Origin of the sequence: Bradyrhizobium zhanjiangense (genome assembly GCF_004114935.1) — a bacterium.
GTDB classification, from domain to species: domain Bacteria; phylum Pseudomonadota; class Alphaproteobacteria; order Rhizobiales; family Xanthobacteraceae; genus Bradyrhizobium; species Bradyrhizobium zhanjiangense.
On record NZ_CP022221.1, the window covers coordinates 6,411,890 to 6,427,476 of the forward strand.

The following is a 15,587-nucleotide window of genomic DNA, read 5'->3' on the forward strand; positions in this document are numbered from 1 at the left end:
TGTCGTCGAGAACGTGGGTGGGCTGCTTCGATCTCCTATGCGAGCTTGACGTCGGGCTCCGCACGACCGCGCGCGGATGCATCCAACAGAAAGGTCTGGCCTGCTTGCGGATCGGCGGCGCGCGCAGCCGCGTCCATGTCCTGCCAGGCGGAGGTGACGAGGAGACGGGACAGATCGGGGCCAACGAAAGCCGGGCAGCTCGCCTGCTTCGCAGGAACGCTCAAGGAGCGCAGGCGCTCGCCCTGCGGAGAGTAGACATCGATACGGCCCGCGCCCCAACAGGCATTCCAGATCTGCCCCTCGGCGTCGCACACCGAGCCGTCGGGGCCGCCGATGCCGGTGTGGCGCAGCAGCACCTCCGGATCGCCGCGCGGCAGGCCCGTCGCCGGATTGAGCGGCACCGTGTAGAGCACGGCGCGCGCACTATCGGCGAAATAGCCGATCGCACCGTCCGGCGAGAAGCAGATCGAGTTGGGAATGCTGATGCGGGGGAACAGCAGCGAGATCTTGCCGCGATGAAACGCGTAGATCGCGCCCGCCCCTGCTTCCGCCTTGCGTCCCATGGTGCCGATCCAGAACGTGCCGGATTGATGCACGCGCGCGTCGTTGGAACGCGTGGCGGGATTGTCGGCTTCGAGCGGACAGAACAGCTTCATCGCGCCATCGCCAAGCTTGCGGATGTAAAGCCCATCCTCAGCGACGATCAACTGACGCTCGGCATCGATGCGTCCGAGCGCGCTCGCCATCCGGCCGAGCGCATGGATGCGGACCTCACCGCCGCTGAGCTGCGCCTCGAATAGCAGCCCTTCGCGGATGTCGAACCACCAGGCGGTGTCGGTGGTCGCATCATAGGTCGGTCCCTCGCCGAGATGGCAAGGATGGTCCGAGAGCACAGACGTCGGTACCTCTTCCATCATGTCGTCCTCACCGAAAAGCGATAGACCGTGTGATGGCGATAGACCTCGCCGGGTGAGAGCCGCGGGCTCGGGAAATCCGGCCGGTTCGGCGCGTCGGGCCAGATGTGGGGTTCCAGGCACATCGCATCCGACTGCCGGATGAGCTTGCCGCCCTTCCCGGAGATCGTGCCATCGAGATAATTGCCGGAATAGACCTGAAGTCCGGGCTGATCGGTGAACAGCTCCATGATGCGCCCCGAGCGCGGCGCCTCCAGCCGGGCCGCGAAAGCAAGCTTGCCATCACGCGCGAGGCAGTAGGTGTGATCGTAGCCCCTGCCGCTCTGCAATTGCTGATCGCTCTCGCGGATGCGCGCACCGACGGGCCGTGCTTCGCGGAAGTCGAACGGCGTGCCGGCAACGTGACGCGGCGGCTCCGGCAGCGGAATGGCGGTGGGATCGATCGCGAGAAAATGCTCGGCGGCGACCGTCAGTCTATGATCAAGGATGGGGGTACCCGACGTCGCACCTTCCAGATTGAAGAAGCTGTGGTTGGTGAGGTTGACGATCGTCGGCCGGTCCGTGCGGGCTTCCATGGTGAGCGACAGCTCAGTCGGCCCCGTGATGCGATAGGTCAGACGCACATCGAGCCGGCCGGGATAATTTTCTTCGCCATGCGGGCTGACATAGGTGAGCATCACGGCGGGCTCGGCGCCCTCGTCGATCTCCGCAATCTCCCAGAGTTTCCGATCGAAGCCATCGAGGCCGCCGTGCAGCGCATTCAGACCGTTGTTGACGGGAAGCTGCACCGTCTCGCCGTCGAGCGAAAACTGTCCCTTGGCGATGCGGTTGGCATAACGGCCGACGGTGGCGCCGAAGAACTTTCGCTCGGCGAGATAGCCCGCGAACGCATCGTGGCCGAGCACGACATCGTCGTAGCCGCCCTTCGCGTCCGGCGCGATCAGCGCCTGGATCACCGCACCATGGGTGATGATCCGCGCTTCGAACTTGCCCGCTCCGCGCAGCACGATGCGCTCGACGTTGCGGCCGTCCGGCAGTGTTCCGAAAACGTCTCTTGTTATTTTCGAGCCAGCCATTGTCAGTCCACAAATGCTTCGACGATCGTCCGCTTGCCGAGCAGGAAAGCATCGGCGACGAGACGCAATGGCGCCAGATCGACGTCGCTCGCGCAGGTCGCAGCGAGATCGACGAAGCGCCGGTAGAGCTCCCGATATTCCTCATCGGGCGCCTCGGCAACGGTCTTGCCGTCGATCGCCATGCGCCTGCCGCCACCGGACAGAGTCAGCTGGCCCTGATCGGTTTCCACGAGGATATCCCAGCTCTGCAGTCCGGTCTGGCGGAAATCGAACTCGGCGGTGACAGGCAGGCCGCCGATGTCCGTCAGCGTCAGCTTCGCGGCGATCGGCGCCTGGCAGTTGGCGGGAAAGGCCAGCTCGGCCGCCGTGACGAACACCGCCTGCGGCAGGATTTTGGTCAGGATCGACAGCGCGTTGATGCCGGGATCGAACACGCCAAGCCCGCCCGGTTCCCAGATCCAGCCTTGCCCGGGATGCCAGACGCGGACGTCTTCCTTCCAGCTGATGTGCACGGAGGTGATGCGGCGTTCGGCGAGCCATTGCCGCGCCGGCTCGACCGCCGGCGCGTAGCGCGAATGCCAGGTCGCAAACAGCGTCCGCTTCGCCTTCGCCGCCATCGCGATCAGCGGATCGAGCTCGGCAACGCCGGTGCCGGGCGGCTTCTCCAGCATGACATGCTTGCCGGCGGCGAGCGCCGCGGCCGCCTGGGCACGGCGCACCTGCGGCGGCGTGCAGAGCGACACCGCGTCGATCGGCGGCCCCTTCTCCAGCAATTCCTCGATGGTGGCGAAATGCGGCAGCCCCGGCAGCGAAGCGTTGCGACTGGCGACAGCCACGAGCGTCGCACCCGGTGTCGCCGCGATCGCACTAAGGTGCTGGTCGCGCGCGATCTTGCCGAAGCCGACGATGGCGATACGAAGTTCAGTCACGATCTCTCTCCGGATTTCGCAGATGACAGCGGCTCGGCCGGCGCGGTTTCGATCACCGCGTCCTCGTGGCGGCGCATGCCGTTGTGAATGACGTAGACCATCGCCTCCGACGCGGCGTCGACATCGCCCGCCGCAATGGCATCGACGATCTTCTGATGCCAGAGCAGCACGGTGTCGCGGTCCTCCGACTCGACCGGGGCGCTCAGCAGGAACGAGGCGCGGAGCGCAGCCTCGATGACATGCCCGATCGAGCGCATGAACAGATTGCCGGAGGCACGCGCCACCCCAACATGGAGCGCGAGGTCGGCATCGGCAAAGCCGACGGAGTCGGACGCTTCAAGCCGCATGCGATCCATGCAGCGACGGAGCTCAGCGACGTCCTCGTCGGACCGGTGCATAGCTGCGAGAGCGGCGGCGCGCGGCTCGACGGCCAGACGGATCTCAGCGAGGTCGTTGAGGAAACGCTTGTCGATGCCGGCGTCCAGATGCCAGGCCAGCACGTCGGCGTCGAACATGTTCCAGGCGCCGCGCTCGCGTACGACGGTACCGACCCGCGCCTTGGTGGTGAGCAGCCCCTTGGCGACCAGGGTCTTCACACTCTCCCTGAGCACCGGCCGCGACACGCCGAACATCGCGATCATCTCGGCATCACCGGGCAGCCGCGTCCCCTCCGCATAGCGGCCGGCGATGATGTCGACACCGATCGAGCGGGCCACCTCCGCATGGTTGGAGTGGGCCCGTCGCGTCGGGATGACGACGATGCGCGAGGTCATGAGATTGCTCCTGCACTCTTCCTCACCGGTCGTCGTGCAAGCGCGACCAGCCCCTGCTGCAAGGCGATGAAGGCGAACAGCAGCACGCCGGTCGCGATCTTAGTCCACCAGCTTGACAGCGTGCCATCGAAATTGATGTAGGTCTGGATCAGGCCCTGAATCAGCACGCCGAGGAAGGTGCCGATCACTGATCCCTGCCCGCCGGTGAGCAGCGTGCCGCCGATCACGACGGCCGCGATGGTGTCGAGCTCGACGCCGACCGCGGAGAGCGAATAGCCCGCACTGGTGTAGAAGGAGAAGACGATGCCGGCGATGCCCGCCAGCAGGCTCGACAGCATGTAGATCTTCACCGTCATCTTGCCGACTGCAACGCCCATCAGGCTCGCGGTCGCCCGGCTGCCGCCGAGCGCATAGACATTGGCGCCGAACCGGGTGAGATGCAGCAGCAGGGCGCCGCCGATCACGATCACCAGCATGATGATCGCGATCGCCGTCAGCCGTCCGCCGCCGGGCATCCGCAGCGCGAAGTCCGACACGGTGGAGTAGACCGGCGCGGTGATCGGCACCGATTCCGTCGAGAGCAGGAAGCTCGCACCGCGTGCCAAGAACATGCCGGCGAGCGTGACGATGAAGGGCGGCAGGTCGAAGACATGGATCACGGCGCCCATTGTAGCCCCGAACCCAGCCGAGAGCACCAGGATGGCGGCGAAAGCGACCAGCGGCGGCACGCCCCAGCGCTCGATGGCCAGCGCCACGAACACAGTGGTGAAACCGATCACCGAGCCGACCGAGAGATCGATGCCGCCGGAGATGATGACGAAGGTCATGCCGATCGCGACGATGCCGAGGAAAGCGTTGTCGGTGAGGAGATTGCCGACCACGCGGGTCGAGGCAATGTTGGGGAATTGCATCGCGCAGAGCGCAAAGCCGGCGACGAGCACGATGGCCGTGATGAGGACGGGCGGCAGGCCTTTCATGCTTTGGACCTCCGCACCCGCGCGGCGATTCCGGCAATGCCGGCGAATTTCGGCGATTGCAGCAACAGCACCGCGAGCACCACCACCGCCTTGACCAGCAAATTGAACTCCGGCGGATAGCCGGACAAGAGGATCCCGGTGTTCATGGTCTGGATGATCAGCGCGCCGAGCACGGCGAGCAACAGGCTGAAGCGGCCGCCGAACAGCGAGGTGCCGCCTATCACCACCGCAAGAATGGCGTCGAGCTCGAGCCAGAGGCCGGCATTGTTGGCATCCGCGCCCATGATGTCGGCGGCTGCGATCACGCCGGCGAGCGCCGCGCAGACGCCGCACCAGACATAGACCGACAAGATCATGGCCCGCGTGCCGACGCCGGCGAGCTCGCTTGCGCGCGCATTGCCGCCGGTCGCCTCGATCAGCAGCCCCAGCGCCGAGCCGCGCACCACCGCGCCGGTGAGGATCAGCATGCCCAAGGCAATCGCGACCGGCACCGGCAGGCCGAGAATGGCGCCATTGCCGAGCCAGACCAGATCCGGCGAAGAGAAGGTCACGATGCGCCCCTCGGTGATCAGCTGGGCGATGCCGCGTCCGGCCACCATCAGGATCAGCGTCGCCACAATCGGCTGCATGCCGAGCACGGCAACGAGGAAGCCGTTCCAGAGCCCACAGACGAGTCCGGCACCGAGCGCAGCCCCCAGCACGATCGGCAGACCGTGGCTGTCGGCGAGGCTCGCCGCGATCGCGCCCGAGATCGCCATGACGGCGCCGACCGACAGGTCGATGCCGCGCGTGGCGATTACCAGCACCATGCCGAGCGAAAGCAGCGCCACCGGCGTGCCACGGTTGAGCACGTCGATCAGGCTGCCAAACAGCCGGCCGTCCTGGAGACGCAGGTCGAAGAATTGCGGCGACACCACGCGATCGACCGCCAGGATGACGACCAGCGCAAGGATCTGGGCAAGGCCGCGGCGCGGCAACAGCGCTGTCATGCCCGGCCCTCATGCGCAACGCTGGCGCCGTCCGCGGCGATGGCCGCAAGAATGTTGCCGACGTCGATCGCCTCGCCTGCGAGCTCCTCGACATGGGCACGATCGCGTAACACCACGACGCGATCGGAATAGGTCACGATCTCATCCAGCTCGGAGGAGATCACGAGCAGTGCGAGGCCGTCGTCGCAGAGCTCGCGGATCAGACGGATGATCTCGGCATGCGCGCCGACATCGATGCCGCGGGTCGGCTCGTCCAACACCAGCAGGCGCGGCGATGTCGCGAGCCAGCGCGCCAGCAGCACTTTCTGCTGATTGCCGCCGGAGAGCAGGCCGACGGCGCGCTCCGGGTCCGCCGGCCGGATGTCGAGCATCTTGACGTAACGGCGCGCGATCTCGTCCTGCTCGCGGCGCGACAGCGGGCGATGCAGCCCGCGCTTGGCCTGGAGCGCGAGCACGATGTTCTCACGCACGCTGAGCTCGGCGACGATGCCGTCAGTCTTGCGCTCCTCCGGGCAATAGCCAAAACCGTGGCGGACGCCGTCGCGCGGCGACTGGAGCCGCACGGGGGTGCCTTCCACCCTCGCCTGCCCGCGATCGGCGCGTTCGGCGCCGAACACCAGCCGCGCCGTCTCGGTCCGGCCCGAGCCGAGCAGGCCGGCCAGACCGACGACCTCGCCATGGCGCAGCTCGAGATTGAACGGCGCGACATAGCCGGCCTTGCCGTAACCCTCGAAGCTCGCGCAGATCTCGCGCGCCTTGTGCTCGGTGGCAGAAGCCCGCGCGCTAGTGGTCTCGGCCAGCTCGCGACCGAGCATCATCCGGATCAATTCCAGCCGCGGCAGCGAAGCCGTCTCGCGCTCCCCGACCAGGCGGCCGTTGCGCAAGACCGTGATGCGGTCGGAGATCTCGTAGACCTGGTCCAGGAAGTGGCTGACGAAGACGATGCCGATGCCGCGCTTTGCGAGCTGGCGCATGATGCCGAAGAGAATCTCGACCTCGTGGCGGTCGAGGCTCGCGGTCGGCTCGTCCAGGATCAGCACGCGTGCGGAGAGATCGACGGCCCGCGCGATCGCGGTGACGTGCTGCACGGCGACCGAATAGCTGCCGAGCGGCGCGCCGACGTCGATGTCGAGGCCAAAGTCCGCGAGCAAGGCCTTGGCGCGGCGACGCATCTCGCCTTCGCGGACAATGCCGAAACGCATCGGCTGGCGGTCGAGAAACAGATTCTGTGCCACCGAGAGGTTCGGCAGCAGATTGACTTCCTGGTAGACGGTGGCAATGCCGGCCTGAAGCGCGGCCTTGGCCGAGCGCGGCGCGATGGCTTCGCCACTCATCCTGACGATGCCGGCATCGCGCGGGAACACGCCGGTGACCGCCTTGATCAGCGTGGACTTGCCGGCGCCGTTCTCCCCGAGCAGCGCATGGATCTCGCCGGCGCGCAGCGTGAAGTCGACCTCCTGCAACGCACGCACAGCACCGAAGCTTTTGCTGATCCCGCGCACCTCCAGAAGGGCCGGAGCAGGATCGGGGCTGTTCTCCATGACAACGTCACTCCCGCCAGTGCCCGCCGATGATGCGGTCACCCAGCCTATTCGTTCGCATAGCGATTTCGAAGGGGGTATCGCCGGACCACCGAAACATGGCGGTCCGGCGCAGCGCCCGCCTCAGTAACCGAGGCCCTTCTTGCTGTCGTAGATCTTCTGCGGATCGTCGGCAGCGGTATAGAGCTTGGACTCGGTCTGGATCCACTTCGGCGGAACCGTGCCCTTGCCCTTGAATGCCGCAATCGCATCGAGCGCCGGGCCGGCCATGTTCGGCGTCAGCTCGACGGTCGCATTGGCTTCGCCGGCGGCCATCGCCTTGAAGATATCGGGGACCGCATCGATGGAGACGGTGAGGATCTCCTTGCCGGGCTTGAGGCCGGCTTCCTTCATCGCCTGGATCGCACCGACCATCATGTCATCGTTGTGGGCGTAGACCGCGCAGATCGACTTGCCGCCGCCTTCGGCCTTGATGAAGCTCTCCATCACCTCCTTGCCCTTGGCGCGGGTGAAGTCGCCCGTCTGGCTGCGCACCACCTTCAGGTTCGCATGCTTGGCGATGGCGGTGTCGAAACCCTTCTTGCGGTTAGCCGCGACGCTCGCGCCGACCGTGCCCTGCAATTCGACGATGTTGCAGGCCTTAGCCCCGACGGTCTTGGCCAGCCAGTCGCCGGCGACCTCGCCTTCGTGCACGCTGTCGGAGGTGACAGCGGTGAGATAGAGCTCCTTGCCAGAGGGATCGATGTCGCGGTCGAGCAGCACGACCGGGATCTTGGCCTCCTTGGCTTCCTTCAGCACCGAATCCCAGCCGGTCGAGACGACTGGCGCAAGGAAGATCGCGTCGACATTCTGCGCGATGAAGGAGCGGATCGCCTTGATCTGGTTCTCCTGCTTCTGCTGCGCGTCTGCGATCTTGAGATTGACCTTTCGCTTGGCGGCTTCCTGCTTGGAGACCGAGGTCTCTGCCGCGCGCCAGCCGGATTCCGATCCGATCTGCGAGAAGCCGATGGTGAGCTCGGCGGCATTCGCCGGCAGGGCAAGCAGCAACGCGGCCGTGGCGCTGGCCGCAAAGAGGGCTTTGAAGGTCATCAGGCGTGTCTCCCAAGATGTTTGTCCGGGGCGCCGATGGTAGCATGGCACCCGCGGGCCGGCCTTCGAGGCGGCGGAAGTCACTATTTCACGGAAGAATGGTTCCGTATAGTCATATTATTTGACTATTTAGTGGAAGGTGAGCGGCGGAACCGGCTGGCCGCATAGATGACACGCACAGCGCGATTTTATTCCACAGATGCAACGCGGAGATGAAGGAGAAATTGTGGACAGCGACAGCGCGCTCCCTCGCCCCGTTCTTACGGGCCGCGACGAGCTTCGCTCGCGCTGAGAGGGTTGGGGTGAGGGGGATCTCCGCGAAAACAGTGAGAGACGGACTCGTAACCTCTCCTCCCCGTCATTGCGAGCGCAGCGAAGCAATCCAGAATCCCTCCGCGGAATGACTCTGGATTGCTTCGCTGCGCTCGCAATGACGATGTGGCGAGAGCTGTGCTTATGTCGGCCTAATCGACTCGTGGAGAGCCCACCTCACCCGGAATTTGCTTTCGCAAAATCCGGCCTCTCCCCGCAAGCGGGAGAGGCGAAGAGCTAGATCAGCTTTCGCTGCGCGAGATTCTTCATCAGTGCGCCGATGCCGAAGGTCCACGGCTCGCACTCGTCGCTGGTGCGCATGCGGTTGACGAGCTTGCCGAGCTGGGGCGCGGCGATCGTGACGATGTCGTCGCGCTTGTGGGTGAACCCCTGCCCCGGCGCATCGCGGTCCTCGACGGGCGCGAACATCGTGCCGAGGAACAGCACGAAACCATCTGGATATTGATGCACCTTGCCGATGGTCTGCGCGACGAGATCGGTCGGGTCGCGGCTGATCTTGCTGATCGAGGAATGGCCGTTGAGAACGAATCCGTCCGCGCCCTTCACGTTGAGGCTGATGTCCAGCCTGCGCGCGTCGTCCAGCGAGAACGTGTCGTCGAACAGGCGTAGCAGCGGGCCGATCGCGCAAGAGGCGTTGTTGTCCTTGGCCTTCGACAGCAGCAGCGCCGAGCGGCCCTCGAAGTCACGCAGGTTCACGTCGTTGCCAAGCGCGCCGCCGACGATCCTACCGCGGCTCGAGACGAACAGCACGAGCTCGGGCTCGGGGTTGTTCCAGGTCGATTTCGGATGCAGGCCGGCATCCATGCCGGTGCCGACCGACGACAATGTCGGCGCCTTGGTGAAGACCTCGGCATCGGGACCGATGCCGACCTCGAGATATTGGCTCCAGGCGTTCTGGTCGATCAGCACCTGCTTTAGATGCATCGCCTGGTCCGAGCCGGGCTTGAGCTTCGACAGATCGTCGCCGATCAGCCGCGTCACTTCTTTGCGGATCGCTTCAGCCGAGGCAGGGTTGCCCTTGGCGCGCTCCTCGATCACGCGCTCCAGCATCGAGATCGCGAAGGTGACGCCGGCGGCCTTCAGCGTCTGGAGATCGACGGGTGCAAGCAGCCATGGCTTCTGACGATCGCGCCCATCGGGTGCCGTGTTGGCGACGATGGCTTCGAGATCGCCGATGCGCTCGCCCTTGGTCGAGCTAAGCGCCTTGGCTGGATCGTCCTCTTCGCAGAGCGCGCTGATGGTGGGGAATTTCGCCGTGACGTCGAAGACGCCGTCGCCCCGCACGGCGACGACGGCGGGCCCATTCGCCTGCGGCAGCCAGACGCGGCCGGCCAGCGTTCCCTGCGTGCCGTCCTCGGGGAGAAGGTCTTTAACCGTCAATGTCGTCATGGCCGCGTCCTCGCTGTTTTTCGGACCGGCCGCATCATTCGACGGCCGGTCCCCTTGGCGAAGACCAATAAACGTCTGGCGAGGGAAGTCCAGAGCGGCGGCTATGCCCCCGCCCGCGCCTTCCCCGCCGCAATCTGCTGAAGCGCCCAGCGTGCGTTCTTGCGAACATCGGGATCGGGATCATCGGCGATCACGGCCAAGAATGCTTCGCCGTCGGGATGGGCGATCTCGCCGAGCGCTGCGGCGGCCTCCTTGCGCAGATTGGCCTGGTCGTGATTGACGCAATTGCCGATCGGGCGCACCGCGCGTTCGATCTTCATCTTGCCGAGGCTGCGGATCGCCTTCAGCCGCACCTGCCAGAACTCGTCGGCAAGGCAGGCGACGAGCTGATCGGCCGCGAGCGAACCGTTGACGTTGAGGCCCAGCGTTTCCGCAGCCATCTCCCGCACCATCCAGTCCGAGTCCTTCAACGCACGCGTGATCGTCTCCGCGGCAGGCTTCATCTGCGAGAATGCAAGCGCGCTCACGGCGGCGCGGCGCACATGGGCGTCGGGATCGTTGATCAGCGCCGTCAGCGCGGGGATGGATTCTTCCAGCTTCAGGAAGCCGATCACGCCGATCGCCTGCACGCGCACGGCGGCATCGGAATCCTGTAATGCTTCCAGCGCCGGCTTCAGCGTGTCCTTGCGACGCAGCTCCTTGAGCGCGCGCAGTGCGCCCATGCGGACGAAGGCGTGGGGATGCCTCACCAGCGGCAGGATCACATCGGCGCAAGCGGGATCCTTGAATTCGGCCATGCTGTCGGCCGCGGCGCCCGCGACGATTCTCTCGGGGTCGACCAGCAGCTTTACCAGCGCGCTCGCGGCCTCCGGCCCGTCGAACTCGCCGAGCGCCATCGCGACCTGCTGGCGCACGCCTGCGTCGGGATCGGCCACCATGTTGGCGAGATGAGCGACCGCGGCGGGATCGCCGGAATGGCCGAGTGCGATGATGGCGACACGGCGCTCGGCGGGATCGGCCGCCTGGAGCCGCTCATCAGCGTCGTCGAGATCGTCATAGGACTCGAACGGGCTCGACATGACTACCTCAACAAATACGGAATGTTGACGGTGACGGCGCCGGTCGGGCAATCCGCCTCGCAGGGCATGCAGTACCAGCACTCGTCATAGGCCATGTAGGCTTTGTTGGTCATGTCGCTGATGCGCAGCACGTCGAGCGGGCAGACGTCGACGCACACGGTGCAGCCCTTGTCGGCGATGCATTTGGCGTCGTCGACGACCACCGGAACCGATGTCTGATAGGACGCGAGAGGCATCGTTATCTCCTGTTGCTTGCTGTGATGAGGGCTCAGGCTGTGGCCCGGATGCGCTGCTTGTCGTAGAGGTCCTTCTCATCGTCGGCGATCGGGACGACATAGGGTTCCACCGCCCGCTTCTCGCTGGTCATCCTGCCGTCCCGCTTGGACAGCAGCGTGTGACAGAACCAGTTCTCATTGTCCTTCTCCGGAAAACCGGTGCGCCAGTGATAGAGGCCCCAACGGCTCTCCTCGCGGTAGAGCGAGGCATGCGCAGCCATGTCGGCGCAATCCATGATCGATTGCACCTCGAGCGCGCGGAGCAGCTCGTGCGCATTGCGCGCAATCATGCGCTCCTGCATGTCTTCCCTCGCCTCGGCGAGACGGCGCATGCCGAGCTCGTATTTGCGGGTGACCTTCGGCGGCTGGAGATAATCGTTGACGAGGCGGCGGGTCTTGTACTCGATCTGGTTCGGCGGAATCCCGTCCTCGCGCTTCGTCGGCGCCATCACACGGTCGCGTTCCCTGGCGACATCCGCGGCATCGAACTCCGCAAAGTCGTGGCTGTCGGCGAATTCCATGGCATCGATGCCGGCGACCGAGCCGTTGGTGAAGGCGCCCAGCATGTAGTTGTGCGGAACGCTCGCCATGTCGCCAGCGGCGTAAAGGCCAGGCACGGTGGTACGGGCATTGTCGTCTACGAACACGCCTGAAGCGCTGTGACCGGAGCAGAAGCCGATCTCGGAAATGTGCATCTCGATCGACTCGCTGCGATAGTCGACCCCGCGCCCCTGCTGGAACAGGCCGCGCGTCGGGCGCTCGACCTTGTGCAGCGTCGACTCGATCTCGGAAATGGTGTCGGGGTGGAGATGCTTGAGCTGGAGGAACACCGGACCCTTGCCGGACAAGAGTTCGTTGTAGAATTCCAGCATCATCTGGCCGGACCAATAGTCGCATTCGATGAAGCGCGAGCCTTCGTTATTCGCGGTGTAAGCGCCGAAGGGGCCCGCGACATAGGCACAGGCCGGACCGTTGTAGTCCTTGATCAGCGGGTTGATCTGGAAGCATTCGAGGTTCGCGAGCGCTGCGCCGGCGTGATAGGCCATGGCATAGCCGTCGCCGGAATTGGCGGCGTTCTCGTAGGTGCCAAACATGTAACCGGAGGTCGGCAGGCCGAGACGGCCGGCGGCGCCCATGCACAGGATCACCGCCTTGGCCTTGATCACCAGCATCTCGGCAGTGCGGGTATTGACGCTGACCGCACCGGCGATGCGGCCGTCGGCGGATTTCAAGAGCCGCGTCGCCATGTAGCGGTTGGAGATCAGGATGCGGGCGCGGCGGAGCTGGCGATACAGCGCCTTCTTCACGGTCTCGCCGTTCGGCATCGGCAGCACATAGGTGCCGATGTGGTGCACCTTCTTGACCGCGTAATCGCCGTTCTCGTTCTTGAGAAAGCGGATGCCGAAACTGTCGAGCTCTTCGATGACCTTGTAGCAGTTCTGCGCGTATTTATAGACCGCCTTCTGGTCGACAATGCCGTCATTGGCGATGGTGATTTCCTTGGTGTACTGCTCGGGCGTCGCGTAACCGGGGATGACGGCATTGTTCAGCCCGTCCATGCCCATCGAGATCGCGCCGGAGCGCTTGACGTTGGCCTTTTCGAGCAGGACGACGTTGGCCTTCGGGTTTTTCAGCTTCGCCTTCAGCGCCGCCATCGGGCCGGCTGTGCCGCCGCCGATCACCAACACATCACAGGAAACCTCCGAAAGTCCGTCGACGATCTGATCTAGTGCCATCGCTTGCTCCTGGTTGGCCGATGGTCGGCGCCTTTGCGTCAGATTTGTTCAGGTGACGTCCCGGCGATAGCAATTAGTTGTCGACGGGGTGCGATTTGCGCTTCAGCGCTCGACAAAGGCCTTTTCGATCACGAAATGGCCGGGCTGGCTGTGATTGCCCTCAACGAAGCCGCGCGCCGAGAACATTGCGTGGAGTTCCTCCAGCATCGCCGGGCTGCCGCAGAGCATGATGCGGTCGGTCCGGATATCGAGGCCTGGTAGCCCGATATCGTCGAACAATTGGTTCGATGCGATCAGGTCAGTGATGCGGCCGCGATTCCTGAACGGCTCGCGGGTCACGGTCGGGTAATAAATGAGCTTGTCGCGGATCAGCGGTCCGAAAAATTCGTGATTGCGCAGGCCTTCGACGACGTGCTCGCCATAGGCAAGTTCCGAAACCTGGCGGCAGCCATGGGCAAGCACGATGGTCTCGTAGTTCTCGTAGACGTCGGGGTCCTTGATGAGGCTGGCGAACGGCGCGAGCCCCGTGCCGGTCGAGAGCAGCAAGAGGCGTTTTCCCGGAATGAGGTTGCCGGTGATCAGCGTGCCCGTCGCCTTGCGACCGACCAGAATGATGTCGCCTTGCCTGATCTTCTGAAGGCGCGAGGTGAGCGGGCCGTCCTGCACCTTGATCGAGAAGAATTCGAGCGCCTCCTCGTGATTGGCGCTGGCCATGCTGTAGGCCCGCATCAAGGGCTTGCCCTCGACCTCGAGGCCGATCATCGCGAACTGGCCGTTCTGAAAGCGGAAGCCGGGATCGCGCGTCGCAGTGAAGCTGAACAGAGACTCGGTCCAGTGCCTGACCGACAAAACCGTTTCCTTTTGAAATGCGCTCATCCGCCGTCTCTCCTTGGCTCGATTGCGCACAAGGTTTCGGAGAGCGGGGACTACGGCAACGCGGAAGTGAAATTCCCGGTCGATTAGTTTCACATTTGGGGGCGACGCTTGAAGTGCAGGCATCGAAGATAGGCGCCCCGCGCCTGCGCCGGCAATTAGTTGCTATCGCAGCGGCGCTGCGAAACGTAGAGCAAGGTCGGAGATACGTCATGACCATGACCTTGGTGGCACCGACCGTGGCCGACTATGAAGCCAGCGCCGATCTCGCCTCGCTCCTCGTCCGCACCACGCAGGACGAGACGATCAGCCTGCCCGCGGAAACGCTCCGCCTCTCCTGCAAATGCGCCCACTGCACCCGCGCCCGGTTCGACGACCGCTTTCCTAAGGCATTTCCGGGCATTGCGATCACCGAGATCGGCGATCTCGGCTATGGGCTGAATATCTCGTTTTCGGACGGCCATAACAGGGGGATCTACCCGAAGCCTTATTTGCTGAGTTTGGTGGGGCGTTAAGCCGACGCAGTCTTGAGATAGGCGGGACAGTGGCCACAAACTCCGCTGTCATTCCCCGCGAAGGCGGGGAATCCAGTACGCCGCGGCCTCTCCGTAACTCATTGCTGTCTCTGGAATATTGGGTCGCCCGGTCGAGCCGGGCGATGACACCTGAATGTGTGGCGCGCGTAGGCTCCGACAGCAGCATTCCCTCCCCATCTGGCACGGACATTGCTCCTCTTTAGAACGATTTGAGCGTTCCGGAGGCAGATGATGTTGCAGGCGGCGAATGCAGTTCGTGGGACTGTTCCCCCGGCAGTCCGGCCTGCCGGTAGCTCCTCGCTGCTGCTCACCGAGAACCAGCAATGGATCGGCGGCCCGCCACCGCTGATGGACAAGCTGTCGCCGCGCGAGCGTGAGCTGGTCTTGAAACAAGGCCGCCGAAAAGTGCTCAACCGCGGCCAGACGCTGTTCAGCCAGGGCGGCAAGCATGACGGCATCTGGCTGATCGAGAGCGGCCGCATTCGCGTCTTCTACACCTCCCCGCTCGGGCGGGAGATCACGCTGGCCTACTGGCATGTCGGCAATTTCGTCGGCGGGCCCGAAGTGTTCGAAGGCACCGTTCACCAATGGTCCGGTGTCGCATCCAGCAATTGCAGCGTGGTGCACCTGCCCGGAAAGGAGCTGCGATCCCTTGCCGTGGAGATCCCCAACCTTGCGATCGGCCTGATCGAGGGACTGACCTTCAAGGGCAAATGCTATTCGGCGCTGGCCCAGATGCTGGGAACGCGCTCTATCACGCAGCGCCTCGCGCACCTGCTGCTGCACCTCGTCGAGCTCTATGGCGTCGAGGATGCCGATGGCCGAGTGATTGCAGCCGCCTTCACCCATGCCGACATCGCGCACATGGTCGGCGCCACCCGGCAATGGGTCACGATCAGCCTGAAGCGCATGCAGGAAAAGGGAATCGTGCTGACGAAGCGCTCGCAGATCGTGGTCTGCCGGCCCGACGTGCTGGAGGAGATGCGTGGACACGCGTCTGACTGAATGAGCTTGCGACCAGGGCCGGTGCACAGGCAAGCGGCTTTATAGTGCAGGACTGCCCAAGGAGTATGCAATC

General features: G+C 64.6%; 15 protein-coding genes. 2 read left to right on the forward strand and 13 right to left on the reverse strand.

Annotation, left to right across the window (positions count from 1 at the left end; genetic code table 11):
* Positions 1–35: 35 nt before the first annotated feature.
* The 13 genes from XH85_RS30865 to XH85_RS30925 form a co-directional block, all read right to left on the reverse strand.
* Entirely contained in the window at positions 36–914 is an 879-nt protein-coding gene (locus tag XH85_RS30865; protein WP_164940565.1) for an SMP-30/gluconolactonase/LRE family protein, read from the reverse strand.
* Complete coding sequence (locus tag XH85_RS30870) at positions 914–1,990, reverse strand: aldose epimerase family protein (protein ID WP_128934855.1); 1,077 nt, start codon at positions 1,988–1,990, stop codon at positions 914–916. Before XH85_RS30870 ends, XH85_RS30865 begins: the two co-directional genes overlap by 1 nt.
* Before the next feature lie 2 nt (positions 1,991–1,992).
* Positions 1,993–2,919, reverse strand: a complete 927-nt coding sequence (locus XH85_RS30875) for a Gfo/Idh/MocA family protein (protein ID WP_128934856.1) — start codon at positions 2,917–2,919, stop codon at positions 1,993–1,995.
* Positions 2,916–3,692, reverse strand: a complete 777-nt coding sequence (locus tag XH85_RS30880; protein WP_091892349.1) for a FadR/GntR family transcriptional regulator — start codon at positions 3,690–3,692, stop codon at positions 2,916–2,918. The genes XH85_RS30875 and XH85_RS30880 overlap by 4 nt, the downstream gene beginning before the upstream one ends.
* Positions 3,689–4,669, reverse strand: coding sequence for a galactofuranose ABC transporter, permease protein YjfF (gene yjfF / locus XH85_RS30885; protein WP_091892347.1), 981 nt, complete (start codon positions 4,667–4,669; stop codon positions 3,689–3,691). The genes XH85_RS30880 and yjfF overlap by 4 nt, the downstream gene beginning before the upstream one ends.
* The gene (locus XH85_RS30890) at positions 4,666–5,658 is read right to left on the reverse strand and encodes an ABC transporter permease (protein WP_128934857.1); all 993 of its coding nucleotides are present in this window, start codon (positions 5,656–5,658) and stop codon (positions 4,666–4,668) included. The genes yjfF and XH85_RS30890 overlap by 4 nt, the downstream gene beginning before the upstream one ends.
* Positions 5,655–7,199 carry a sugar ABC transporter ATP-binding protein gene (locus XH85_RS30895; RefSeq protein WP_164940561.1) on the reverse strand — a complete coding sequence of 515 codons (1,545 nt, stop codon included), beginning with the start codon at positions 7,197–7,199 and terminating at the stop codon, positions 5,655–5,657. The genes XH85_RS30890 and XH85_RS30895 overlap by 4 nt, the downstream gene beginning before the upstream one ends.
* 123 nt (positions 7,200–7,322) lie before the next feature.
* Positions 7,323–8,288 (reverse strand): galactofuranose ABC transporter, galactofuranose-binding protein YtfQ, encoded by a 966-nt coding sequence (ytfQ, locus tag XH85_RS30900; protein WP_128934859.1) that lies wholly within the window; start codon positions 8,286–8,288, stop codon positions 7,323–7,325.
* Between the two features lie 549 nt (positions 8,289–8,837).
* The gene (locus XH85_RS30905; protein WP_128934860.1) at positions 8,838–10,010 is read right to left on the reverse strand and encodes a fumarylacetoacetate hydrolase family protein; all 1,173 of its coding nucleotides are present in this window, start codon (positions 10,008–10,010) and stop codon (positions 8,838–8,840) included.
* A 101-nt stretch (positions 10,011–10,111) separates the two neighbouring features.
* Positions 10,112–11,089: a HEAT repeat domain-containing protein gene (locus XH85_RS30910; RefSeq protein ID WP_128934861.1), complete on the reverse strand. Its 978-nt coding sequence runs from the start codon at positions 11,087–11,089 to the stop codon at positions 10,112–10,114.
* A 2-nt stretch (positions 11,090–11,091) separates the two neighbouring features.
* On the reverse strand, positions 11,092–11,325 hold the full coding sequence (locus XH85_RS30915; protein WP_007593252.1) for a 4Fe-4S dicluster domain-containing protein: 234 nt from the start codon (positions 11,323–11,325) through the stop codon (positions 11,092–11,094).
* A 32-nt stretch (positions 11,326–11,357) separates the two neighbouring features.
* Positions 11,358–13,100 (reverse strand): fumarate reductase/succinate dehydrogenase flavoprotein subunit, encoded by a 1,743-nt coding sequence (locus XH85_RS30920; RefSeq protein WP_128934862.1) that lies wholly within the window; start codon positions 13,098–13,100, stop codon positions 11,358–11,360.
* Positions 13,101–13,202: 102 nt separating this feature from the next.
* Positions 13,203–13,976 carry a ferredoxin--NADP reductase gene (locus XH85_RS30925; protein ID WP_128934863.1) on the reverse strand — a complete coding sequence of 258 codons (774 nt, stop codon included), beginning with the start codon at positions 13,974–13,976 and terminating at the stop codon, positions 13,203–13,205.
* Between the two features lie 215 nt (positions 13,977–14,191).
* On the opposite strand from XH85_RS30925, the gene XH85_RS30930 reads away from it, so the two are divergent.
* Both XH85_RS30930 and XH85_RS30935 read left to right on the forward strand, forming a co-directional pair.
* Complete coding sequence (locus tag XH85_RS30930) at positions 14,192–14,488, forward strand: gamma-butyrobetaine hydroxylase-like domain-containing protein (RefSeq protein ID WP_164940566.1); 297 nt, start codon at positions 14,192–14,194, stop codon at positions 14,486–14,488.
* Between the two features lie 249 nt (positions 14,489–14,737).
* Entirely contained in the window at positions 14,738–15,514 is a 777-nt protein-coding gene (locus tag XH85_RS30935) for a Crp/Fnr family transcriptional regulator (RefSeq protein ID WP_128934865.1), read from the forward strand.
* Positions 15,515–15,587 lie beyond the last annotated feature (73 nt).

Excerpts from the sequence above, each read along its gene's own strand:
- XH85_RS30865 (WP_164940565.1), bottom strand. The coding sequence starts at position 914 with ATGGAAGAGGTACCGACGTCTGTGCTCTCGGACCATCCTTGCCATCTC.
- XH85_RS30870 (WP_128934855.1), bottom strand. The coding sequence starts at position 1,990 with ATGGCTGGCTCGAAAATAACAAGAGACGTTTTCGGAACACTGCCGGAC.
- XH85_RS30880 (WP_091892349.1), bottom strand. The coding sequence starts at position 3,692 with ATGACCTCGCGCATCGTCGTCATCCCGACGCGACGGGCCCACTCCAAC.
- yjfF (WP_091892347.1), bottom strand. The coding sequence starts at position 4,669 with ATGAAAGGCCTGCCGCCCGTCCTCATCACGGCCATCGTGCTCGTCGCC.
- XH85_RS30890 (WP_128934857.1), bottom strand. The coding sequence starts at position 5,658 with ATGACAGCGCTGTTGCCGCGCCGCGGCCTTGCCCAGATCCTTGCGCTG.
- XH85_RS30895 (WP_164940561.1), bottom strand. The coding sequence starts at position 7,199 with ATGGAGAACAGCCCCGATCCTGCTCCGGCCCTTCTGGAGGTGCGCGGG.
- ytfQ (WP_128934859.1), bottom strand. The coding sequence starts at position 8,288 with ATGACCTTCAAAGCCCTCTTTGCGGCCAGCGCCACGGCCGCGTTGCTG.
- XH85_RS30905 (WP_128934860.1), bottom strand. The coding sequence starts at position 10,010 with ATGACGACATTGACGGTTAAAGACCTTCTCCCCGAGGACGGCACGCAG.
- XH85_RS30910 (WP_128934861.1), bottom strand. The coding sequence starts at position 11,089 with ATGTCGAGCCCGTTCGAGTCCTATGACGATCTCGACGACGCTGATGAG.
- XH85_RS30915 (WP_007593252.1), bottom strand. The coding sequence starts at position 11,325 with ATGCCTCTCGCGTCCTATCAGACATCGGTTCCGGTGGTCGTCGACGAC.
- XH85_RS30920 (WP_128934862.1), bottom strand. The coding sequence starts at position 13,100 with ATGGCACTAGATCAGATCGTCGACGGACTTTCGGAGGTTTCCTGTGAT.
- XH85_RS30925 (WP_128934863.1), bottom strand. The coding sequence starts at position 13,976 with ATGAGCGCATTTCAAAAGGAAACGGTTTTGTCGGTCAGGCACTGGACC.
- XH85_RS30930 (WP_164940566.1), top strand. The coding sequence starts at position 14,192 with ATGACCTTGGTGGCACCGACCGTGGCCGACTATGAAGCCAGCGCCGAT.
- XH85_RS30935 (WP_128934865.1), top strand. The coding sequence starts at position 14,738 with ATGATGTTGCAGGCGGCGAATGCAGTTCGTGGGACTGTTCCCCCGGCA.